This window comes from Klebsiella sp. K5-45 (assembly GCF_030128605.1).
Classification (GTDB): domain Bacteria; phylum Pseudomonadota; class Gammaproteobacteria; order Enterobacterales; family Enterobacteriaceae; genus Klebsiella; species Klebsiella quasipneumoniae.
The window spans coordinates 244302-263707 of record NZ_JAKUZW010000005.1; the positions used below are offsets into that span (position 1 = coordinate 244302).

Sequence of the window (19406 nt, forward strand, 5' to 3'; positions counted from 1 at the left end):
CCTTTTGTTATGCACCAGTGCTGACAGCAATATCACCCGTCACAATCGCTGCCGGGCGATAGTGGGCCAGCGCCAGGCGCTCTTCGCAAAGGATGGTCAGCATGTTTTTAACGAAGTTATCGCGGTCCTGGTTGCTGATCTCGATGGTGGCATCCATGCGATCCCAAACCTGCGACGCCAGGCCAAACGCGCCAACGGTGAATTTGCCTGCCGTCTGCGCCGTGGTCGACACCACCGGAAGCCCCCAAAGCACTTTCGAGGCAAACGCCTGCGGGCCACCGAGGATGTAATTGCCGTTAGCGTCCTTCAGCAGAGCAATACGGTGCCAGTCCGCCGGGTTCAGAATGATGCCGTCGGCTTCGAACTCACTCAGCGATACCTGATAGATGGCGTGTGCCAGAACATCAGCGCCAGTATCTCCGGTTGCGTTGAGTGTGGTTTCGTAGTCGTTCGCTACTACGTTGAGCCCCTGCAGGTTATCGCCGGTACCGTCCCCGTTCAGCATCTGGTTCTCTTCCACCAGCGCCAGTCCGTACATCATGCGGGAATTGATGTAAGACTCGAGCGCCGGGGCATCATCCATGATCTGGCGCGATGCCTGGATCCAGTGGGCGATAGTTTTCACGTTCGCCGTTTCTTTGGTGAAAGTGATGTTGCTTTCCGGCTTGAGGGTACCTTCTGCCACTGGTGCTGCAGCGTTGGTAAACACGTTTTCGCGCACGTATTCCAGCGCGTTACTGGTGATACGCCCCTGTGCCAGCAAGTCACGCACGGTCAGACGGCGAAGACCAGGCATAAGAATACCCGGCAGCTGCTGCGGCTGGACCAGGGCACCTGCCGACGCTGCACCCGAACCAATCGCTTTATCAAAACTGGTAACTTTCGCTTTGGTACGCGAGCCGTCCCAGCCCTTCATCAGGTCTTCAGATACGCGCTGAGCAAATGACTTCTGCGCAGTCTGATCAGGAGAGTTTCCGGCCAGTTTCTGCTCAAGATCGAACAGGCGGGTGCCGGTGGCTTTCAGTTCTTCCTGTGCTTTCGTCAGATCGATCTGCAGCTGCTTGTTGATTTCACCGGTCTGGTTGATGGATTTACGCTGTTCTTCGATAAGCTCCTTTACTTCTTTTTGGGAGTTTTCGATAGCTTTTTCCAGTACAGATAATTCAGACATGTGTCACTCCGTTAAGGTGTCCGCAGGTTAGCGGCAAATGAGTTAATGCGCTGTGCCAGCGCGTCAATGTCGTCGCTACCGAACTCGCTTCGGCCTGCAGACTTAACACGGGCGATAAATGCCTGTGCTTCTGAACGCGAAAGCCCGACTGAATCCCTCAGCCAGGCCTCCGCATCGCGAATAGATTTGATGCTGTCGATGCTCTTCATGGCTGTTACGCCAGCGAGCTCGTTGGCCGGGAAAGTACAGACGCTAATTTCCCGCAGGTAAGAGATGTTTTTGAAGATGAGCCCTGACGTGCCAACGGTGTAATCATCAGGCCCAACGGAAAACCCCACTGACATCCCTTCAACCGTGCCATGCTGCATGGCAGCTTTCAGGTCTTCGGCCAGGCTAAGCCCTGGAGTAAGTTGACCACGGACAAATAGCCCCTTGTCATCTTCATGCATGGCATCCCATTTACCGACCGGGATAGCGCGTGTCTGGTGGTTAAAGAACATGGCCACCTTGCGGCTCTGATTAGCAATCACACCAGCGAACGCACCAGGCAAAATAATGTCGCCATCGGCGTCGGTGTTATTAAAAACCGAGGCATACCCTTCAAATGTTCCCTTACTGCCGTCGCCGATGAACTTGATTTCTGTCTGGTCGAAAGCCAGCGTCTTCTGAATGTCAGGCATCATAGCCCCCATAAAAATTAAGCCCCGGCATTGCGGGGCTCTTTGTTTGTTCCGAGATCGGTAATGGGCACGTTCTGCGACTGCCGTGTCGCCACATCACCTCCGGGCAGCGGCGGCAGGTTATCCAGCCTTCGAACCTCGTTAACGGTCCGAATACCGGTGTTTACCATGATTTGCATAAATGATGCTCGGCTTGTTGAATCACCGCGCAACAGCCCGTCGAGGTTATGCTCGGCGTGAATGACGCCCTGTTCTGACTCTTTGACCAGCCAGCGCTCAATGCTGTACTCCCACCGATCAAGGTAGGGTTTGAGGGTATACTGGAGAAAGCCCAGGTTTTGCTGTTCAATCCCCGATCCCCAGGAGGTGGTTTTGTCCACGTCGCCGACCAGATGTGGAGGCACGCCGTAAAATCGCGCCAGTTCGGCGACCTGAAATTTACGCGCAGCCAGAATTTCTGAATCCTGAGGCGAAACGCCGATAGGTTGCGTGGTGAAGCCGCTCTCAAGGATCCAAAGCCGCTTTTTGACCGGGCCACCAGCAATCTCCTTAAAGTTTTCCTCCAGTTGCCCGCGCTGCTCTTTCGTCAGCACCTTGCCGTCAGTCATCAGGATCTGCGGAGACTTCGCACCGTTGGCGAAAAATTCACGCTGGTTATCTTCCATCGCTATGGCCACACCAGCAGACTTCGCACTGAATGCCAGCGGCGAAAGACCAGTCAGACCATTGAAGCCAAATCCTTTGAGATGAAAAATTTCTTTCTGTGAAAAGTCGGCGTATTCAGTGTCCCGTCGGTAGCGGTAGATAATATTTTTACCGTTATCGCTGAGCCGAACTTCCATATTGGCGCTCATCAGTGGAACCATGCTAATCACGTCACCAACACCGTTTCGCTCAACATGTGCATAGGCGTTGCCGTAGGCACATAACTGCATAGTCATTGCTTCGCGAAACTCAAGAGCGGTCATGAAGTTGTTGGGACGGAATCTCAGCAGTTTCGCAAGGGGGTGACTGTTGTCCACTTTCGTGCGCTGATCATTTTTGGTCTGATAAACATCGAGTGGTAAAGATGCTGTTACGGTGGAGATTAACCTGATGCAGGCCCATACCGTACTGATTTGCATATTACGCTCATCAGTCACAACAGAATCACCAACCACACCGTGCGCTGACGTACCCGCCATTTGCGAGCCCTTATCGGGTGTCACCAGGCGACCGCCGGTCAGGATAGAGGCCATGCGCGCCCAGAATGGCGATCGCGTCCGCAGGTCAATGCTGTAATCGGTATCTGCCATTTTTACACGCTCAAAAAGTTGTAAATGAAATCATTAACGTCACCCTGCTCCTCTACCTCGTCACTGGTCTGCGCGCCAATAGACATCGCCAGCGCGACCATGCCGTCGATACGTCCGCTCGACTTACCTTTTACAAACTTTCGGTTACCGGCAGGGTCAGTGATTACCGTGGCGTTTTTGGCGCACATTTCGAGGATCGGATGATTGCCGTGCTTCAACTGCGCACCGAGCAGTTTGGCTTCCAGCTCCCTGAGCGCAGGCGACATGGAAACAAACCCCTGACCGAACTCTACGAATCGTTCGAGCTCCACATCTGTGAAACCAGCATCGATGAGATGCGGGCGAAGGAATCGCATGTTATAGCGGTCAAACGCCAGCGCCCTGACGTTACAGAGATCAAAAACGCGCCGCAGCTCCCTGGCGATAAATCCATACTCGATAGCCTTACCTGGTGTCGTGTTTAGCCAGCCTTGCTTCGCCCATATGTCATAAGGCACACGATCGTTACGCGCCTTATCTGCCAGCCCTTCCTCTGGTAGCCAGAACTTACAGTGCACATCGCCCTGCGTGGTGTTCAGCACCAGTGCGGTCAGGTCTGACACGCTGGAAAGATCGAGACCGCCCCAGACGGTAGCCCCCGCCAGTTCGCCGGGTTCCTCCTTGTTCATATGCCAGACACTCTGGCTAACGAAGGGGCTTTTCGCTTCAACCCTGCGGTTTAACACAAGGTTCTCAAACTCTGCCTGGCGAGACGGCAGGCGTTTCGCACTGGCGGCCATATCCAGCACTTCTTTCTGGTTCATGAACACATCGAAGGCCGGGTTTGCCAGCCTGATGGCCTCAACAGAGAAAGGATCGATATCTTCCGGCGCGGTCTGAAGCCGGACCACCGTCCGGGGATCGGCTCCGGTCAGTCCATCATCAATCAGCAGGCTAAGCAGGTCGCTCGCATCGGGCGCCTGGGTGCTGATGATTATCGAAATAGGGTTATCCTGTGCAGCGGTGGCGGTTTCCAGCGCTTCATAAAGCGGGTCTCGCGGCCCACGAACCTGGCCCAGTTCGTCGTGTGCGACAAATCGCGGCGAGAAACCGTAGGCCGTGGTAGCTTCGGCACTCAGTGCGCGGTAATAAGAACCCAGCTCAGGGCAGTGGATTTCTTTTGCTGAATCCTTGATCGCAACGTACTGCATTAGTACCGGGTTCATCCGGCACATCTTCGAGGCCAGGTTAAACAGAATGGCCGCCTGGTCGCGTGAGCGTGCCGCAGAATACAGCTGCGAGTTCGGTGCAGCCTCGGGCCCTACCAGGTAGAGCAGCATCAGCATGGCGGTTTCCACCGTTTTGGCGTTTTTTCGCCCGCGACTGATGATCGCGCGACGTGTACCATGCTTGTTGTCGAAAATGGCTCTGAAGTCATCCTTCATGAACTCAGCCATTTTCAGCGGCTGGCCGACAAACTTACCTTCGGGAATATAAATATTTCTTTCGCACCAGAGGATATTCCTCTCGGCTCTTGTCAGAGTTTTTTTAGCCATCGAAGAGCCTTATTCAATTTCCCAGGGTTTTTTCTCCCGCGGCAGATTTTTGTTGGCGCGTCCTACTGTTTTAGGATCAGCAGTCGCCTGCCGGGTGATACGCAGTCGCGTTGCCAGTGAAGACGCAGAACGCACTTCACGCTCGCGCATCGTGAGCAATTTATCGTAGCGCTTCAGCCCATCATCCCGAGCCAGCCACTCCAGCTCAAACTCCTCGATCTGAGTGGTTAACAGTCTCGCCTGCACCACATGCCGACAGTACATTTCCATCATGTCGCGATGTGTTTCAGTAAATGAGCTGGCCGGGTTATCGTTAACCAGTCTGATCCAAACGTTTATCTCTGGATCGCTAAGGTGTAACGAGGGCTGCAGCCTGCTTTCAGCCAGAGCCGGAAGCGACACAGCCGTCGTCGCGGCAAGAGATTTTCTGCCTCGCTGTGCCATCGCTTTTTTCCTTTTTTTCTGGACGTTTTTGAAAAGAAAACTGGGGGCGCGGTCTTTTTACGATTGCCGCCAGAGTTTTACCCCTCCCCCCCCACCCTCTCTGGTTGATAATGAGAAAATTTATCATTTATCGATGATCCGCAGGTTTTCACGGGGAGGGACGGCGGGCGCCAGTCGCTCACCTGCACCGACAGACATTGTCAGGATAATCGTTGGTGGCTCCTCGTTTGCGGTATGACTAAAGGAGATGGCGGACGCAGAAAGAAAACTAACACCATCAATGCTCAGTTCCACCAGCTCGCCATCCCGGTATTCAATCTTCAGGTCTTGCATTGCGCGCTCCTTTTACCAGATAACCCTGCCTTCATTGTCGAACTCGGTAACCGTTCCGCCCTTCTCCATGCGTTGCTTAACCGAGTCGTGGCAGCGCTTGCATAACGACTGAAGATTATCCGGGTCATGGAAGAGGGCTTCATCACCCTTGTGAGGTTTGATGTGATCAACTACGGTTGCGGATATCACCTGATTTCGCCTGAGGTGAAACTCGCAGAGTGGCTGCTTCTGGAGCTGGTGATATCGCAGCCGGTACCAACGTTTGGTGTTATAGAGATGATGCCAAGGTGAATTGGAAGCCATATTCATTCCAATAAAAAAGCTACCCGAAGGTAGCTACTCAATGGTAAAAAAACAATGCTGCTATCCAGTTAAATTTTCAGCTTACTTCTTATGTGCTCTTTCATGATGAGAACCTGTTCCTCTAATTATATTGAGGACTGATTAATGTTTTTTGTACTCCCCTCAACATCGGTCTGCAGACCTCTGTTAAAACGTTCGAAAACATCATTGCATTTCTTCATCTCACCTCGAATTTTTCCCAAACGTGGTGTTAACTCATAAAAATAAATATGCAACAAAGACTCAAGCCGATCATACACACCCGGCCCGAGAGATATACTTTCAATATATTCATTAAAGCCAGACCATTCCCTCTGACTTTTGATATATCTAATTTGTGCCATCTGGATCAAAAACAACATTTTTTCCCATCGACAAAGGAGGGTATAGAGCTCTTCTCCTTTATCTCTTATGACTTCGAGTGAATCCTTTTTTGATTCATATTCAATCTGCCTTTGCCACCTTACATCTGCAAAATGATTGGCTAGCAAAGCACCACCAAATGCGCCAACAAGGCCTACAAGTGGGGTTAGTAGTTCACGCCAAGGTATTTGAATAGCCATTGTAGCCGCTGTACTGGACATAGTATCTCCTTCTCAATCAGGAGAATTTAGCATTATCACAGGCACTTAGTGAATGCCTGCTGTAATGGCTTAGCTCGCCTGCTCAGCGCCGGTATCAAACAGCGCCAGCGCTTCGGTCGACTCCTGAACTGCTTTGATGGTCCGCGCCACCACCTCGGATTCAGTTGTCACGCGACTGTACTGCTGGATGAACAGCTGATATTTGAGCTGGCTATCCTGGACGAACTCAATCGCCTTAGCAGCGGCCGCGGTGTCGTAGTTCAGGGTGGAAAGCAGATTCAGTCGAATCTGTTCTGCCGGTGTGATCTCTGCCATGTTTTACCTCTGTGCGATGTCGGGAACATTATCTAAGCCACTCAGTCAGTGGCTTCTGTAATATCCTCACGTGGGGATGAAGGCTGGTTTATCCCTTGGTGGGGTTAGCGAATGGGAAAGTTAATGAGGAACATAAGACCGATAAACGCGCACAGAATCCCAATAACTCCACCCACAACAATGAGCGTCCAAACGATAATGGTTCCTATGGTTGCAATCATTTCTTAGCCTCTTCGGTAGGTTGTGGATAAGCAGCAGAAAAAAATCATAAATATCTACCGCTTACGCTTGTTGTTTCTGAGTTGGCTCCTAGGCTAAAAGAGCCATTACATAAAAGACCTTGCGTTTACTTACTCGTGGACCTCAAGGATGAGGCCATTTATTTAACTCAATGAGTAGGGGTAATGCTCTGGCAGTTGGCCTGCACTGCTTTGTTGTGCGCCAGAATGTCGCGCTTGGTCTGCTTATCCAACACGTCGATATCGTGGTCAGTCAGGTAGATGATGCGCACCCAGCTGCAGGCCGTATCAACGACTACCGGGGCGGGTAAACTTTTCGCGCAGCTCCCGATCAACATCGTCATCAGGCATATGACTAACACTCTGCTGTACATCACTGGCCCCTTTCACAACTTCCGCCTTACGTTCTGCCGCGGCGACGGTGGCGGCGGCGTTCTCTTCGGTACGCTGCTGATCGGCTTTGGCTTCCGCCTTACTGGTCCCGCGAGCGTGGCCGATGCCGAACGCGCCAGCGATAGCACCCAGGATGACAACCACCAGCCCCGCGATTGCTTCGATTCCCATGATCACACCACCAGTACCGCTTTTGCTTTCAGGAAGCGGGCGCGCCGGTCATCTATGCCGTTCTGTCCGCCGTTGATAATCTGCGTGACGCGTGCAAGGTCACCGGGATAACGCAAACAGCCGCGTGAGGCATAGAACCAAGCAGCACTGCGCGCCGCATACTCATCATGGGCCAGCAATTCAGGCTGTTTAACCAGATCAATCTTCAGAGCATTCCCGCAGTCGCGGTAATTGTTCAGGCCGGTGATCTGGATGAGCCCACGCCCTCGGTAAAACCAGCCGTCTGTTGCCCCGTTATTACCCATGCGTTTGCTGTACACCAGGTTGGCGATCGCTCTTTGCCTCTCCAGTGGCAAAGAGGGCTCACCCTGACGGCGGCCGAGCGAATTAGCCTGACCCTGCGTCAGCCGCCCGGCGCGGACAAAACTATTCAACCCGGCCACGCTATAATTGAAGCTCTCAACAAGCTGGGTAAATCCCGTGCTTTCATGCCCTACCTGGGCAATGAACATCGCCTGATCGATAGCTGCTGTTATGCCAAACTCTTTCATCGCGGCTGTAATATGCGGAAACCAGCGCGCAGCTAACCCGGCGCTGATGCCAGCCGCCTTCTGGAATTGTGTTTGATTCATTAGTGCCTCAGTGTATCGACCAGACGCGCCACGTTACCCCGAGCCCACAGCACGGCGGCGCATATCATCACGTTTGCCATTACCACCAGCCAGTGGGACTGTACGTAAAGACCGAAGATAAACTGGAAAGGAATACTCGCGTAAATCAATACTAGTAAGTAAGCAAGAATGGAGATACCAGGACGATGCCTGGCACCGCGACGTTGATAAAACATCAAAGCGCAGACAATAACGGCACATATCACCGCATTGGCCAGCGCTGCCGGGTCATTTATTACCATTCGAACCTCCTCCCCTTAATCGGGAAAGTAATCTGAACAGGCTGCTCAAGTCCTGGCTGTTAATGAAAGTCAGGACCTTGATGGTGACAGCAGATGCCACCACCGCACCGAGCGCATCAAGCGGACGATCTGTATAGCCTGTCCAGGTAGTAAATTTTGAACCTAATAATCCGGCAGCCAGAACACCGACAATAAACGATGTCATGAAGTAAGCTATTTGCCTTCCACGTGTCAGGTTTGCGGTCGTTGCCACATAAAACACCGCGCCGCCAAAAGCCCCAAATACCACACCAAAATCGGTGTGGGTGATAACGCCATATACGACGGAACCAATTAAACCGCCGCCAAAAATCAGGCCGGTACCAGTTAAAGGATCGGACATTAAGCCCCCTCTATTGCTGTGAGTCCTCTCATAAGCGAGGGGAATAAAAAAGCCTGCACGATGGCAGGCCCTGAATTGATTTAGGAATATGCAGCGACGGAACATTGTGATTTGAAAAACCAATAAGCAGGGCTGGTCTACTATCTTTTTTTGGTGTTATGCTTTGCCATCTCGATATAGGTCGACGTTAACCTTGTTTTGCTCATCTTTCGGTTTAGATGCGATATTAAAATTAGACATGCTTATGGCTCACATTTCCAGATAGTATTTTGCACCCCACTACCTTTCGGTAAGTTCGGGTTCATATTAGCGCTATGGAGATAAACTGCTTTCGATTTGCCATATTGCTGGCACGCCTTAACAGCAGTGTTATGCAAACTATCCAGTCCGTACCAAGCATCGGACTGAATACTGACCTTTTCACCATCATTATACTGGACTGCAGCGCACCCCGACAGAGCACCTATAATCACAACACCTATAAACAGTCGAATGCTTTTCATTGCGTTCCCCTACGATTACTGAGGCGGATTATAGGGTATGCAGCAAAACCTTTCGAGTGGAATATGAGAGCCAAAACAGCTCTAGAACAAACAGTCATTGGGTTGAGGGATCTACCGCGCACCCTTCGAATCTCATCTGAGTATCAGCGCCACAACAATGACGACTAATAGCACCAGATCTAGCAGCAGCCCCGCCAGTCGCCAGGCAACAAGTAACGCGATAGTGAACAACACCCAGAAACACAGCCTGCGCAGCATGATTATTTACCATTGGTACCGAGCACTCGGCTCAGGTTTTTCAGCAGGACAGTCGAGGCCGTTTCCAGCATGTCATCGCCCGCCTCGGTATTGGCGACCACCAGCGTCTTAGTGCAGGGAACCTTCACCTTCGAATCGCTCAGCCAACCGGATTCAGTCACCGCCTTTTTCAGTTCGTACACCGGCTTCCCGTTAGGCAACTTATCGTCTACGTGCCAGCCGTTCATGTCGATCATCGTCAGGCCGCTACCTTCCTGATTAACCGCCTCCAGAAACTTATTCGACCTGTCTGGCGCAGAGACCCAGAGGAAGGCGTCATACTCGCCAGTGGTGACTTTCGCCAGCGAGCGCACACCGCCTTTGGCGTAGGTCTCAACTTTGGCATAATCCTTTTCCAGTCCCTGCAGATATTGCCAGGATGCATACGATCCGCTGGTTGGCTCACCAACTGCGATTTTCACACCCGCCTTTAAATCCCCTTCGTCGCTGATCTTGCCGCCCTTCTTCACCGCGACAAAAACGCATTCATCAGCCAGTTCGCCGATAATGTCCACCTTCTGCGCTTCGTTGCTGTGCCGACTGCGCCAGAACTGGAAAGCATCAGCTTGGGTGAAACCGATCTGCGCGGTACCGCTGGCCACCTTGTCGAGATTGTCCAGCGAGCCTTTGCTGGGGATCACTGTGGAGCTATAGCCATACTCACTCAGGGCGCTGGCGAGGTTCACGCCGTACACCGCATTGTAGGTAAGCCCTTGCTGGCCGGTAGTAATGACAACTCCAGCAGCCGAAGCGGCGTTACTCAGGCATAGCGAAGCGACCACGATTGCGGCCATGATTAACTTTTTCATGTGACTTTCCTTTTGAGGTGAGCCTTCGCCCGGAGTGGCCGCCCTGCAGAACAGTCACACGACCATTCCAAAGGCTCACCCCGAAAAGCTCTGCAGGTTTATGCGCCGGGCGGGGCGCAGATATAAAAAAGGCCCGCAAATGCGAGCCTATGGTTGTGTGGTGGTGAGCGCCCAACTCTCACTTAAAGCCAATCGACAAATTTTTATCGCTGCTTTATGGGCCGGGATTAACCGATATGTTCTTTCACCACAATCGTGCTTTGTTCCGCTTACTGGTACGGAGCGCTCAACATTAGTTTGCGCAGATCCAAATTGTGGCCCTGCTTTAAAGTCACTTTGCGCGCAGCTGGGACATGTAAGTTACGCATTGTGATCGGGATTCGCTTCAGACGCTGGCCCCGCTGCCATTCTGGCGCTGGTTGACGGAATCGAACCGCCGACATCCTGCTTACAAGGCAGGCGCTCTACCTTCTGAGCTAAACCAGCAATCTGGTTCAGGGCTCTGCGCAGAGGGCTTTAACGTATCGTGCAGCACGTCTCTACCCAAGAGCCCTGACCGGATCGCAGGCATAAAAAAGCCCCGGCGGATTGCCGAGGCTAATTTTACAAACTGGTATATGACTATCATCTTCATGCCGCCACTTAAAGTTAAGGCAGCATATCAAAGTAGACTCAAATATGACGTATTTAATTGACTTTTGCAAGACCCTGCTGCGAAAAAGTCGCTTTTTGTTGTGATCGTGTTCTCACAGCACAGAGAAGAGAGTCGCTATCAAGCCGCTTAAAAATGGCGCACATAGCCCGCCAGTAATCAGCGTAGTTATGGCACCAGTTATCAGGCTTAACGCCACACAGGGCTGCAAGGTCCTGATGCTGATATCCATACTTACCCGCCAGCTCTGCTTTCACGTCCTGCGCCGCCAGCCAGATAAGTTGACGGAGGCGATCGACTGTTTTCTTTGCAATGCGCACGCCAGCCAGCTTCTCGTTGAATTGCCCCCATGCCCACCGGGTGATCGTCTCCTGGTGCTCCCAGCGGATATTGTCGCTGTAGTTCCACAGCAGCCACGATTTCTGATGCTCTTCCAGCGACAGCAGAGCCCGGCGCCAGCTTGCCGTAGAATACTCAACGGGCAGAACGAGAGCGATTGATGAACCTTTTGCGCGGGACTGCTGCCCGGGGATTGGCGGGCTGGATGGGTTTACCATGCGGCCGGTTACCGGGTCGGCTACCTTCTTCCTTCCCCGGCTACGCGCCGTAGCGGTGAATTGCGCGTTCTCTGCAAAGGCCACTAGTTGCCCTTTCGTCGCACCGCTCAGATCGGCGGTGGCCACTATCAGCTGCTGGCGAACAAATTCCAAGTATTGAGCTGTCATGCTGCTTCTCCCAGGCGCTTATAGATACGGACGAAATTGCGTAATATTTTGTAGTCAACCAGCACGGTGCCGCGGCTACGCAAGAGGCGGAGCTTTTGCCAGAGGTCGCGGATGCGTTCGATAACGTCACGGCTCATGCGGCCTCCCGTTGTTTCAGAGCTTTGAGCTTGGCGCGGTACTCATCGCGGATGCGAATGAAGTCTTCCCGGCGGTAGTTGGTCATTTCGTGGGGTCCGTTAAGCCAGTCGACATACTCCTGACCGTAACGAGCGACCAGGCCAGCTTCGTATTGCTGAGCAACCGTCGCCTCTTTGGCTGTGTACTTCCCCGACCCGGCATTGCACGATTTGCACTGCTTATGGGCGTTGCGCTCTTCAAAACGCAACTCAGGGTAAGCGCCGACCGTTTTGAAGTGGCCGCAGTCCCACTGGCCGCCGTGCAGATCAGGCGGGCTGGTCTCTCCGCAACTGATGCATGGCAAACCAGCATCACGTGCGCGGATGTAGGAGTTGAATGCCTGCTGAGCCTGGGCTTTGTAGTAACCGTTAGGTCTAAGCTCAGCCAATCTTGCTTTACGGCGCTGGCGCCCCTCTTTCTCGGATTCGCTCTGGCGCTTCACCGCCCTGGCCTTCGCTGCTTCCCGGGCTTTTGCTGTCTGTTTTTTGCCGATCTCGCTGGCGCATTCAAAACTGCATACCACCTGCCCTTCCCGGGCAGGATGGAACCATTCGCGGCAGTGGGCGCATTTACGACGTGCAGGTTTACGCATGTGGCCTCCTTGCTCTCAGGCGAAGCCACTTCTTATCGACCAGGCGGGCGGTGTAGTCTTTCAGCGTCGGGATATCTGATGGCTTAACTTCAACCTTACGCTTGCGGCGAGCCGGCACGCGGAAGATGCCGCGCTCCATTACTTTGGCGAGAAGGCTGCTCATCAGGCCTCCTGCTTTTGCTGCAGTTGCTGATATTCGCAACCGTGTGGAATAGTGAGAGCCAGACCAAACTGAGCGCACCAGGCCTCTACTTTGGTGAGGAAGATGTGCATTTCGCCGGTATCAAGATCGGAGGTATGCCGGGGTTCCCAAGTTGTGGTTTTCTCACCAGTGATGAAGTCGGTGTAGGTCACCTCTTCGCAGCCGAGATAGGTCTTTTTGAGGTTGCGCTTAACCCACTCGGGCGTTGCGTCGGTACGTCCTGAGTTAATCAGGTATTCGCTGATTTCCGCGTACCACATGTGACTAAGTGCGTTCTGGCTCAGGCTGCGCTTTTCGCGCCACTCTTTGACCTGCAGGCGCAGGCATTTCCCATAAGAGAGCTGCTCCTGAAGAATCTTGCCTATAGCGCTGAAGTTGCCGCTGTGCAGTTTGATGCCGCATTGAGGGATGTTCACGCTTCACCTCCGCAGAGGCTAAACGCTGAATGCAGAAAATCGCCGGTGGCTTTCGCCATCGGTGACAGGGATTGCTGTAAGGTTTTATGCGCCATGTGTCCCCACTTGGCGCCGGAAGTAAGTCGTCAGTTGCTCAGGCTGACAAGGTAATTATCGCCCGTCACGGGGATAAAAGCAAAATGAGCATATACGATAAAACCCCTCCGGAGAGGGGTTTGATTTCAACTGGAGGCTTTGCGTTCTGCGGGGGATTTAGGCATCAGTCGTCATCCTCATCCCAATCGTCATCTTCCTCATCCTCGTCGTCATCGCAGGAAGCGAGAAGCGGATTCATGCGCCGCCCTACCTGGCAGGCGTACCCACGGCGACCGAGGTTGTGCAGCACGCCGTAGATTTCGAACATTTCGGTTCGCTCATCACCAATATCAAGCTCACAGGCCAGCGTGTGGCATTCAGTAGCGAGTGCCGATATCTTCTTAAGCAGTTCGACCTTATTCACCTTTCACCTCCTTCGGGGCGGCTGGCAGCGGCATCCAGTGAGTCGCTGGTAACTCTCTACCGGAAATAACTGACGTGAAGAAACGACAATTTGCAGCAGAGCACTCCGTTTCGCCAACGTTAACTACCCCTCCCATTGCGGTAAGCACGATGTCGCCAACTTCCGGCATCTGCTCGCTTACCGGAATCCATTTACCCGGCACGGTAACGACGCTCTGCACCGAGTTCAGAGCGGGGGTATCATGCGGGGCGGCTGCGAGCTCACGAACAATGCGCTTAATGCCGTCGATACGGTCATCATCAACAGGGTCTACCGTTTCAATCCGATCAAGCATCATCAGCGCTGCGTTTGCTTTATCGTTGCATGTCCAACCATCCGGAATCACCTGAGAGTTGCCATCCCCGCCCTTTTCGTTGACATCACCAGAATGGTCTACCATGTCGAGGTGTTGCTCGGGATGGTTAAACATGGCGGCACGTCGGTTTACCACCTCGATTAACGCCTCTTCGGCATCACACAGGCAATCAGCGATGCCACGGCGATCACCGTCGAAGCCATCCATATCAAGGCGTATTCGCGCAACCTTCTGCAACGCCTTCAGCACATCGTCAGGCACTACCGGCGCCGGCTGCACTGGCGGCATATCTGGACCTTTGCGAATAGCTTTTGCCAGCTCGATAGGGTCATCGTAAAGCCAGTCTCCGGTCTCAGGGTGATTGGCTTCTGCCAGTCGAGCAGCCCACTCCAGACCGTCTTTGTGTCCCTGCAGGTAGTCAAGAGGCAGTTCAACCGACTCGCTGCTGTCCATTGCGGCCAGCGCCATGCGGGCCAATGCCGAAGCCTCACCGCATTGCACATGGTCAGTCTCGATAATGTTGAGTAGTGTTTCTCGTGAAAATTCGCTCATTTCCGGTCCACCTTAATTTTGCTGAGCGCCTCAAAGTGCCTGCGCATGGTTTCCTGCACTTCTGGATGCTGCCAGTTGGTATGGATTCCGCCGTCTTCGTCGATGGTGAATTTACCGGCGTTTTCTGTGAGAACCCGCTTGAGGCGTTGTTCGGAACTTTCGATTTTGAACATCACTCAGCCTCCACCTTGATGCCAGCGGCTGCGCATGCATCTGAAAACACCGCAAAACATGACTTAACCGTATCCTTATGGAATTGGTAAAATGCCTTTGCCACCCACGGAGAGAACGCGGTTGGCTCTATTGTGGTTGGAAGCTTCACGTTGACGGTGCGTGACTCCAGCTTGGCAATGCGCTGCTGCGCCTTCTCCAGCGCCTCTACCAGCGCGAGAACGTTGGCAGGGCTGGCCAGGGCGATGAACATAGCATCATGCGGGCGTTCTTTGCTGATGTGCTCACACACCATAATTTCAGCGTTATGGCCTCCGCCAATACCACAACGACCGTCGTGGTATTGGAATGCTCTCCAGTTCCCCTGAGTGGCCTTCTCTGCTGCCGCTTTCAGGCTCTGCGCCAGTTCGTTGATATCAGTCATTGGACTTTCCCTCGCTGCGGAACATCATGATTGTCAGGTCGCCTTTAGTGGCCAGGCGAATGGTCGAGCCAGGTTCCAGGCTGTTAAGCTCAAAGGCGTCATAAAACTCATTCACAGCTTTCTGGCGGCGAGATTCCTTACGACGCTTGTCCCACTGCCTCAGAGCATTTTTGGTAATCCACTGGCCTGTTTTAACCATGATGTATGCCCACCCCAGAATGGCTAAACCGGTATTGAGATAAGTAGCGAGGCTCATTTGTCGGCCCCCTCGCGCAGTTGCTCGCAAAATTCCTTGCCGCAGTCGATAGCGCCAACAATTACGTCAACTTCATCGCCTACAAAATCACCCTCATCGACACACTGCTGCAGGCGACCAATGAACTCCTCCACCCCATCAGCCTTAATCCCGGCCAGGTAGGCATCGGTGGCGGAAAAATCCAGCTCATCGGCACATGGGATCACTTCGCCGTATATCCGCTCCATAGCTTCATCCCAGCCATAGCGGCAGGCATCGTACCGGTCAGTAATACCTCGGTCTTCCAGTCCGCACCCCATGCCTTCGTCGTGGTACTGAGGTTCGTTATCCAGGTTGGTTACGGAGTCAATGATCTGCTTCATCTCCACATTCTCCGCCGCCAGCTGCTGGTACGCTTTCGCCAGCTTCAGGAACTTCTGCTCTCTGATTGACAGCTCGCCTGCGCTCTCCAGCGACTGAATGAGCTCGTTTACTGCCTGTAGTGTGATAGTCATGCTGATGTTCTCCCGTAAACAGCCAGTAACCGTTTCATCACCGCACTGTTACGGCACTCCTGAAATATTCCGTTAGTGCAGCTGCGCGCGGTACCATCCTGTTCTTCCGGTGTCGCCAGGCGATAAGTCACCGTTCGCCAGACCTTGCTCACCAGGACAATCTTGCGGGCCCGCTCCAGATCGAGCGCATTCTTCGTGATGCAGTTGATGGTCATGCCGCACTCTGTGGCCACATCCTTCGCGGTAAATGTCCTGTGCGTTTCGAGATAACGCAGAATTGCCTGTTTGCCTTTCATGCTGCCCCCTTGGAGCGGTAAGAATCCCAGGTGAATGAGAGCGTGCATCCGCCGCCGTCGCTCATGCGATCAAGAACGCGCTCGCCGATAAACTGCGTCAGCTCATCCTTCGGCAGGTTGCTGATCAGGATCGTCGGCCTCAGGCGCTCGTAGCGGGTGTTGATGATTTCAAACATGATCATCTTCTCGGCTTCGCTGCCAAACTGCACACCAACCTCATCGACAATCAGAAGGTCTGGCTTCGTGAAGTAGGAGATCACCTCATCCTCAGTGCGCGTGGCTGTTTTTGACCAGGTCGATTTAAACTCCCGGGCAATCTTGAGCGCCGTCGTGAAAATGACTGAGCTTTGGTGGTGCTCAATCACATGACGGGCAATGGCCAGCGCAAGGTGGTTTTTACCGGTACCAGGCTTGCCACACATAACCAACCCACCGCCCTGCTGGAGGCGATCAGTCCATTTCGATGCGTAGGCCTGGCAGACCCGTAATGCTCGCTCAGAATCCTTCCCAACAGGCTTGTAGCTGTCCAGAGTGCACGTGGAGAATCGCTCTGGTATGTCCAGCTGGCGAAGCAGCCTTTCTGCAGTTTGCTGGCGAACTCGCTTATCCCAGCGAACCTTTTCATCCCTCAGAAAATTCAGTTCGTCTTCCAGGCAGCCCGGGCAGCGTGTCGGTGGTGATGGCAGATTGATGATGCTGCTGGTCAGGATCCGCTTTCGCTGCTCATACTCGCCATGCTTTTCGCAACAGACGCGCTCGATAACCACCTCGCAATTCGGGATGTCTTCCGGTGGCTTACTCAGCTGATCAAGCATCCGCTCAATGGCAGTGATTTTTTCTTCCAGTTCCATGATCAGTCCCTCGCCCATGATGGGATTTCAGTCTGCCCGTAATCCTTCCCTGCGAAATTTTCGGCAACTCGCACCTGTTGACTTGGTTGAGGATTGGCACCATTTGGCTCAAACAGGCCTTGCCAGCCATTGGCGATGCTGCGGTTGATAATTTCTTCGGGCGCGTAACCGTTCAGTCTGCAGCGGTCCAGCAGGTTGATAGCCTGGGTGACCGTCTGCTGAGACTTGATCGGCTTTTTCAGGTCACGACGGTATGCCACCCATGACGACCAGATTTCTGCAGAAAGCCAGTCAGGCAACTGAACAGCTAACGCATCGAACGAAACCGCCCGGGGGGATTTAGGGGGGTTATTAATATTGTCTTTATTGTCTTTTGTATGTTTGTCTTTTGTGTTTACCTGATTCTGGTAATAGGCGTTACCTGATTCGGGTAAACTTTTCTTACCTGATTCGGGTAATGTTACCTTTTTCAGGTAAGGTTTCTTTTCTGTACCTTTTACGGGTAAAGATGACCATTCGCTGACCGTTTTATTAATCCCGATAACACGACCGGTTTGAGTTAATATCCCCCGCTTAACCAGGACGCTTTTTGCAGCTGAGCACTTATGCGGGAGAATGCCGGTCAGCTCCGAGAGCTGCTCGTTACTGACCCAGTCAGATTTCTTGTTGAAGCCGTATGTTTTGCGCATGACAGCCATGAACACCAAAAGCTGATGCTGCGACAAACCCGCACGCATGACAGCTTCAAGGAGCTCATTGGCGATGCGCGTAAACCCATCGTCGAGATCTGCCACGCGCAGCTCCTGTAGTGCCACGACAGGCACAGGGAAATTGATTACTTCGGCAGTATTTGCCATAATTACTCCTGTGAATTGATCCAGTTAATTCGCATCAGGCCTCAAAGTGTTTCGAGCACTTTGGGGCCATCTCTTTTCTGAGAAGACTTGCCACCTCCTTTGCCAGACGGGACAGATCGTCGTCGACAACGCCCCACTCAAGAACAGCCAGTAACATCGCCATTTTCGGCACCCATGATGATTTCCAGCGCGTAACCTGCGACTCATTGACGCCTACAGCCATGGCCACTTTTTTCCCTCCCATGAGAGAGATGCGATTCAGCAGCCATGTCTCGATGCGACGTGCGTTGTCCTTATTGCGTTTAATTGCATTCTCCATCTGTGATACTTCCTCTGGTGGTGTTTGAAAGGCCGATTAAATCGGCAACTTATTGAGATTGAGATGGCATCTCGCCATAAAGCAGCCACTTAGGGTCGCAATGGAGCGCAGTTGCCAGTTCGAACAAATAACGTGGGCGCTTGGTTGTCCCGGCCTCAATTGCCTGCAGAGACTGCTGTCTCATGCCAACTTTTTTTGCTAATTGCGCCTGAGACAGATTCATCTCTTCGCGCTTTTTTTTGAGGCGTTGCGAAATGGTTTCCATGTTACCTCCTACAGTTTTATCTGTATTCTGTGACAGTTATTTCTGTTTGTCAATTACAGTTTTAACTGTGAATATCAAGGCATACATTGAGAGGGATTTATGAGCCTTGCAGATCGCGTAAAGCAAAAGAGAATTGAGCTCGGTCTAACGCAGACCGAGGCAGCGTTGAATGCCGGAATAACGCAGCAGTCATGGCAGAGCATTGAAAAGGGAGACACCAGAAAACCGCGTAACATTATTGGCATAGCTAAGGCGCTAAAGTGCGATCCTGACTGGCTAATGAATGGCGGAGCCTTTATGCCTATTGCTGAAGTTAGCAGCAAGAAGGTGCCTCTCATAAGCTATGTCCAGGCAGGGGCTCTCGCAGAAAAAAATCCCATTGAGGCATTTGATGGGAGTTTTGAGTACATCCTTACAGACAACGAAGTTTCTGATTTTACTTTTGCTTTACGCATCGAAGGCGATTCGATGGAGCCAGACTTCAAGGCTGGAGATGTGATCATTGTAGACCCCGAAGTTGAGCCAACCCCCGGAGAGTTTGTTGTGGCCAAAAACGGTGGGGCTCAAGCGACCTTTAAAAAATATCGGCCTACTTACACGGATCACCTGGGCTGCCAGCATTTCGAGCTTGTGCCATTGAATGATGATTACCCGATTATCAGTAGCGAGCATCAACCACTAACAATCATCGGCGTGATGATTGAACACAGAATCTATCGAAGAAAGCGCTAAACCCCTCCCCCTCTCAGAATAGAACCGGCGTATGCCGGTTTTTTTTCGCCCCATCAAAATAAATCACCTTTCATTACAGTTAGATATGTAATCAATGACAAAAAATACAGTTTTGTCTGTTGACGAAAATACAGTTTTATCTGTAAATTTAAGCCATCCAAACAA

General features: G+C 52.5%; 32 protein-coding genes and 1 tRNA gene. 1 reads left to right on the forward strand and 32 read right to left on the reverse strand.

The features are described 5' to 3' along the window. Positions 1-7: 7 nt before the first annotated feature. The 32 genes from MKS11_RS12735 to MKS11_RS12890 all read right to left on the reverse strand — a co-directional run bounded on the left by MKS11_RS12735 (position 8) and on the right by MKS11_RS12890 (position 18509). Entirely contained in the window at positions 8-1171 is a 1164-nt protein-coding gene (locus MKS11_RS12735) for a phage major capsid protein (protein WP_031591503.1), read from the reverse strand. An 11-nt stretch (positions 1172-1182) separates the two neighbouring features. Next, a complete protein-coding gene (locus MKS11_RS12740; protein WP_004184715.1) occupies positions 1183-1851 on the reverse strand; it encodes an HK97 family phage prohead protease in 669 nt (222 codons plus the stop codon). A gap of 17 nt (positions 1852-1868) precedes the next feature. Continuing rightward, positions 1869-3146 carry a phage portal protein gene (locus MKS11_RS12745; protein WP_004143903.1) on the reverse strand — a complete coding sequence of 426 codons (1278 nt, stop codon included), beginning with the start codon at positions 3144-3146 and terminating at the stop codon, positions 1869-1871. A 2-nt stretch (positions 3147-3148) separates the two neighbouring features. Beyond that, positions 3149-4681, reverse strand: coding sequence for a terminase large subunit (locus MKS11_RS12750; protein ID WP_004143904.1), 1533 nt, complete (start codon positions 4679-4681; stop codon positions 3149-3151). Positions 4682-4690: 9 nt separating this feature from the next. Continuing rightward, a complete protein-coding gene (locus MKS11_RS12755) occupies positions 4691-5125 on the reverse strand; it encodes a hypothetical protein (protein ID WP_004143905.1) in 435 nt (144 codons plus the stop codon). Between the two features lie 123 nt (positions 5126-5248). Further along, on the reverse strand, positions 5249-5458 hold the full coding sequence (locus tag MKS11_RS12760) for a serine acetyltransferase (protein ID WP_131367885.1): 210 nt from the start codon (positions 5456-5458) through the stop codon (positions 5249-5251). Between the two features lie 12 nt (positions 5459-5470). Beyond that, positions 5471-5767 (reverse strand): HNH endonuclease, encoded by a 297-nt coding sequence (locus MKS11_RS12765; protein WP_409254989.1) that lies wholly within the window; start codon positions 5765-5767, stop codon positions 5471-5473. A gap of 119 nt (positions 5768-5886) precedes the next feature. Next, positions 5887-6384, reverse strand: coding sequence for a hypothetical protein (locus MKS11_RS12770; protein ID WP_284109567.1), 498 nt, complete (start codon positions 6382-6384; stop codon positions 5887-5889). A gap of 69 nt (positions 6385-6453) precedes the next feature. Beyond that, positions 6454-6699, reverse strand: coding sequence for a DUF2560 family protein (locus MKS11_RS12775; RefSeq protein WP_064172986.1), 246 nt, complete (start codon positions 6697-6699; stop codon positions 6454-6456). Between the two features lie 388 nt (positions 6700-7087). Further along, entirely contained in the window at positions 7088-7276 is a 189-nt protein-coding gene (locus MKS11_RS12780; protein WP_065520060.1) for a hypothetical protein, read from the reverse strand. Beyond that, a complete protein-coding gene (locus MKS11_RS12785; protein ID WP_020804339.1) occupies positions 7227-7502 on the reverse strand; it encodes a hypothetical protein in 276 nt (91 codons plus the stop codon). Before MKS11_RS12785 ends, MKS11_RS12780 begins: the two co-directional genes overlap by 50 nt. A 2-nt stretch (positions 7503-7504) precedes the next feature. Beyond that, positions 7505-8134, reverse strand: a complete 630-nt coding sequence (locus tag MKS11_RS12790; protein ID WP_284109568.1) for a glycoside hydrolase family 19 protein — start codon at positions 8132-8134, stop codon at positions 7505-7507. After that, on the reverse strand, positions 8134-8415 hold the full coding sequence (locus MKS11_RS12795; protein ID WP_004899663.1) for a phage holin family protein: 282 nt from the start codon (positions 8413-8415) through the stop codon (positions 8134-8136). Before MKS11_RS12795 ends, MKS11_RS12790 begins: the two co-directional genes overlap by 1 nt. Continuing rightward, positions 8402-8797, reverse strand: a complete 396-nt coding sequence (locus tag MKS11_RS12800; RefSeq protein WP_284109569.1) for a phage holin family protein — start codon at positions 8795-8797, stop codon at positions 8402-8404. Before MKS11_RS12800 ends, MKS11_RS12795 begins: the two co-directional genes overlap by 14 nt. Before the next feature lie 763 nt (positions 8798-9560). Next, positions 9561-10406, reverse strand: coding sequence for a TAXI family TRAP transporter solute-binding subunit (locus MKS11_RS12805; protein WP_170324128.1), 846 nt, complete (start codon positions 10404-10406; stop codon positions 9561-9563). A gap of 410 nt (positions 10407-10816) precedes the next feature. Further along, positions 10817-10892, reverse strand: a tRNA-Thr gene (locus tag MKS11_RS12810). A gap of 201 nt (positions 10893-11093) precedes the next feature. Then, positions 11094-11783 (reverse strand): bacteriophage antitermination protein Q, encoded by a 690-nt coding sequence (locus MKS11_RS12815; RefSeq protein ID WP_284109570.1) that lies wholly within the window; start codon positions 11781-11783, stop codon positions 11094-11096. After that, positions 11780-11920, reverse strand: coding sequence for a YlcG family protein (locus tag MKS11_RS12820; protein WP_284109571.1), 141 nt, complete (start codon positions 11918-11920; stop codon positions 11780-11782). Before MKS11_RS12820 ends, MKS11_RS12815 begins: the two co-directional genes overlap by 4 nt. Beyond that, the gene (locus MKS11_RS12825) at positions 11917-12552 is read right to left on the reverse strand and encodes a recombination protein NinG (RefSeq protein WP_284109572.1); all 636 of its coding nucleotides are present in this window, start codon (positions 12550-12552) and stop codon (positions 11917-11919) included. The genes MKS11_RS12820 and MKS11_RS12825 overlap by 4 nt, the downstream gene beginning before the upstream one ends. Continuing rightward, positions 12545-12715 (reverse strand): NinE family protein, encoded by a 171-nt coding sequence (locus MKS11_RS12830; protein WP_023342724.1) that lies wholly within the window; start codon positions 12713-12715, stop codon positions 12545-12547. The genes MKS11_RS12825 and MKS11_RS12830 overlap by 8 nt, the downstream gene beginning before the upstream one ends. After that, the gene (locus tag MKS11_RS12835) at positions 12715-13170 is read right to left on the reverse strand and encodes a YbcN family protein (RefSeq protein ID WP_080899536.1); all 456 of its coding nucleotides are present in this window, start codon (positions 13168-13170) and stop codon (positions 12715-12717) included. Before MKS11_RS12835 ends, MKS11_RS12830 begins: the two co-directional genes overlap by 1 nt. A 259-nt stretch (positions 13171-13429) precedes the next feature. After that, positions 13430-13669: a hypothetical protein gene (locus tag MKS11_RS12840; protein ID WP_159174749.1), complete on the reverse strand. Its 240-nt coding sequence runs from the start codon at positions 13667-13669 to the stop codon at positions 13430-13432. Beyond that, the gene (locus MKS11_RS12845; RefSeq protein WP_284109573.1) at positions 13662-14576 is read right to left on the reverse strand and encodes a DUF551 domain-containing protein; all 915 of its coding nucleotides are present in this window, start codon (positions 14574-14576) and stop codon (positions 13662-13664) included. The genes MKS11_RS12840 and MKS11_RS12845 overlap by 8 nt, the downstream gene beginning before the upstream one ends. Next, positions 14573-14749, reverse strand: a complete 177-nt coding sequence (locus MKS11_RS12850; RefSeq protein ID WP_020804655.1) for a hypothetical protein — start codon at positions 14747-14749, stop codon at positions 14573-14575. The genes MKS11_RS12845 and MKS11_RS12850 overlap by 4 nt, the downstream gene beginning before the upstream one ends. Continuing rightward, positions 14749-15171, reverse strand: coding sequence for an ead/Ea22-like family protein (locus MKS11_RS12855; RefSeq protein WP_284109574.1), 423 nt, complete (start codon positions 15169-15171; stop codon positions 14749-14751). Before MKS11_RS12855 ends, MKS11_RS12850 begins: the two co-directional genes overlap by 1 nt. Continuing rightward, complete coding sequence (locus tag MKS11_RS12860; RefSeq protein ID WP_264970914.1) at positions 15164-15427, reverse strand: DUF4752 family protein; 264 nt, start codon at positions 15425-15427, stop codon at positions 15164-15166. The genes MKS11_RS12855 and MKS11_RS12860 overlap by 8 nt, the downstream gene beginning before the upstream one ends. Continuing rightward, entirely contained in the window at positions 15424-15921 is a 498-nt protein-coding gene (locus MKS11_RS12865) for a hypothetical protein (protein ID WP_284109575.1), read from the reverse strand. The genes MKS11_RS12860 and MKS11_RS12865 overlap by 4 nt, the downstream gene beginning before the upstream one ends. Further along, complete coding sequence (locus MKS11_RS12870) at positions 15918-16217, reverse strand: protein ren (protein WP_284109576.1); 300 nt, start codon at positions 16215-16217, stop codon at positions 15918-15920. The genes MKS11_RS12865 and MKS11_RS12870 overlap by 4 nt, the downstream gene beginning before the upstream one ends. After that, complete coding sequence (locus MKS11_RS12875) at positions 16214-17068, reverse strand: ATP-binding protein (protein ID WP_284109577.1); 855 nt, start codon at positions 17066-17068, stop codon at positions 16214-16216. Before MKS11_RS12875 ends, MKS11_RS12870 begins: the two co-directional genes overlap by 4 nt. Positions 17069-17070: 2 nt before the next feature. After that, entirely contained in the window at positions 17071-17925 is an 855-nt protein-coding gene (locus tag MKS11_RS12880) for a replication protein (RefSeq protein WP_284109578.1), read from the reverse strand. Positions 17926-17959: 34 nt separating this feature from the next. Then, positions 17960-18244, reverse strand: a complete 285-nt coding sequence (locus tag MKS11_RS12885) for a CII family transcriptional regulator (protein ID WP_101978744.1) — start codon at positions 18242-18244, stop codon at positions 17960-17962. Between the two features lie 49 nt (positions 18245-18293). Beyond that, positions 18294-18509 carry a helix-turn-helix domain-containing protein gene (locus tag MKS11_RS12890; RefSeq protein WP_023284762.1) on the reverse strand — a complete coding sequence of 72 codons (216 nt, stop codon included), beginning with the start codon at positions 18507-18509 and terminating at the stop codon, positions 18294-18296. Between the two features lie 99 nt (positions 18510-18608). Between MKS11_RS12890 and MKS11_RS12895 the strand changes: the two genes are divergently transcribed. Further along, on the forward strand, positions 18609-19241 hold the full coding sequence (locus MKS11_RS12895) for a LexA family transcriptional regulator (RefSeq protein WP_019704102.1): 633 nt from the start codon (positions 18609-18611) through the stop codon (positions 19239-19241). Positions 19242-19406: the final 165 nt, after the last annotated feature.

Bases quoted from the DNA above. Each gene is read 5' to 3' on its own strand.
- MKS11_RS12830 (WP_023342724.1), bottom strand. From the start codon at position 12,715: ATGAGCAGCCTTCTCGCCAAAGTAATGGAGCGCGGCATCTTCCGCGTG.
- MKS11_RS12745 (WP_004143903.1), bottom strand. From the start codon at position 3,146: ATGGCAGATACCGATTACAGCATTGACCTGCGGACGCGATCGCCATTC.
- MKS11_RS12735 (WP_031591503.1), bottom strand. From the start codon at position 1,171: ATGTCTGAATTATCTGTACTGGAAAAAGCTATCGAAAACTCCCAAAAA.
- MKS11_RS12885 (WP_101978744.1), bottom strand. From the start codon at position 18,244: ATGGAGAATGCAATTAAACGCAATAAGGACAACGCACGTCGCATCGAG.
- MKS11_RS12880 (WP_284109578.1), bottom strand. From the start codon at position 17,925: ATGGCAAATACTGCCGAAGTAATCAATTTCCCTGTGCCTGTCGTGGCA.
- MKS11_RS12790 (WP_284109568.1), bottom strand. From the start codon at position 8,134: ATGAATCAAACACAATTCCAGAAGGCGGCTGGCATCAGCGCCGGGTTA.
- MKS11_RS12890 (WP_023284762.1), bottom strand. From the start codon at position 18,509: ATGGAAACCATTTCGCAACGCCTCAAAAAAAAGCGCGAAGAGATGAAT.
- MKS11_RS12750 (WP_004143904.1), bottom strand. From the start codon at position 4,681: ATGGCTAAAAAAACTCTGACAAGAGCCGAGAGGAATATCCTCTGGTGC.
- MKS11_RS12815 (WP_284109570.1), bottom strand. From the start codon at position 11,783: ATGACAGCTCAATACTTGGAATTTGTTCGCCAGCAGCTGATAGTGGCC.
- MKS11_RS12765 (WP_409254989.1), bottom strand. From the start codon at position 5,767: ATGAATATGGCTTCCAATTCACCTTGGCATCATCTCTATAACACCAAA.
- MKS11_RS12795 (WP_004899663.1), bottom strand. From the start codon at position 8,415: ATGGTAATAAATGACCCGGCAGCGCTGGCCAATGCGGTGATATGTGCC.
- MKS11_RS12870 (WP_284109576.1), bottom strand. From the start codon at position 16,217: ATGAAAGGCAAACAGGCAATTCTGCGTTATCTCGAAACGCACAGGACA.
- MKS11_RS12800 (WP_284109569.1), bottom strand. From the start codon at position 8,797: ATGTCCGATCCTTTAACTGGTACCGGCCTGATTTTTGGCGGCGGTTTA.
- MKS11_RS12875 (WP_284109577.1), bottom strand. From the start codon at position 17,068: ATGGAACTGGAAGAAAAAATCACTGCCATTGAGCGGATGCTTGATCAG.
- MKS11_RS12860 (WP_264970914.1), bottom strand. From the start codon at position 15,427: ATGAGCCTCGCTACTTATCTCAATACCGGTTTAGCCATTCTGGGGTGG.
- MKS11_RS12805 (WP_170324128.1), bottom strand. From the start codon at position 10,406: ATGAAAAAGTTAATCATGGCCGCAATCGTGGTCGCTTCGCTATGCCTG.
- MKS11_RS12865 (WP_284109575.1), bottom strand. From the start codon at position 15,921: ATGACTATCACACTACAGGCAGTAAACGAGCTCATTCAGTCGCTGGAG.
- MKS11_RS12820 (WP_284109571.1), bottom strand. From the start codon at position 11,920: ATGAGCCGTGACGTTATCGAACGCATCCGCGACCTCTGGCAAAAGCTC.
- MKS11_RS12760 (WP_131367885.1), bottom strand. From the start codon at position 5,458: ATGCAAGACCTGAAGATTGAATACCGGGATGGCGAGCTGGTGGAACTG.
- MKS11_RS12895 (WP_019704102.1), top strand. From the start codon at position 18,609: ATGAGCCTTGCAGATCGCGTAAAGCAAAAGAGAATTGAGCTCGGTCTA.
- MKS11_RS12855 (WP_284109574.1), bottom strand. From the start codon at position 15,171: ATGACTGATATCAACGAACTGGCGCAGAGCCTGAAAGCGGCAGCAGAG.
- MKS11_RS12845 (WP_284109573.1), bottom strand. From the start codon at position 14,576: ATGAGCGAATTTTCACGAGAAACACTACTCAACATTATCGAGACTGAC.
- MKS11_RS12780 (WP_065520060.1), bottom strand. From the start codon at position 7,276: ATGTTGATCGGGAGCTGCGCGAAAAGTTTACCCGCCCCGGTAGTCGTT.
- MKS11_RS12825 (WP_284109572.1), bottom strand. From the start codon at position 12,552: ATGCGTAAACCTGCACGTCGTAAATGCGCCCACTGCCGCGAATGGTTC.
- MKS11_RS12775 (WP_064172986.1), bottom strand. From the start codon at position 6,699: ATGGCAGAGATCACACCGGCAGAACAGATTCGACTGAATCTGCTTTCC.
- MKS11_RS12785 (WP_020804339.1), bottom strand. From the start codon at position 7,502: ATGGGAATCGAAGCAATCGCGGGGCTGGTGGTTGTCATCCTGGGTGCT.
- MKS11_RS12755 (WP_004143905.1), bottom strand. From the start codon at position 5,125: ATGGCACAGCGAGGCAGAAAATCTCTTGCCGCGACGACGGCTGTGTCG.
- MKS11_RS12740 (WP_004184715.1), bottom strand. From the start codon at position 1,851: ATGCCTGACATTCAGAAGACGCTGGCTTTCGACCAGACAGAAATCAAG.
- MKS11_RS12770 (WP_284109567.1), bottom strand. From the start codon at position 6,384: ATGTCCAGTACAGCGGCTACAATGGCTATTCAAATACCTTGGCGTGAA.
- MKS11_RS12850 (WP_020804655.1), bottom strand. From the start codon at position 14,749: ATGTTCAAAATCGAAAGTTCCGAACAACGCCTCAAGCGGGTTCTCACA.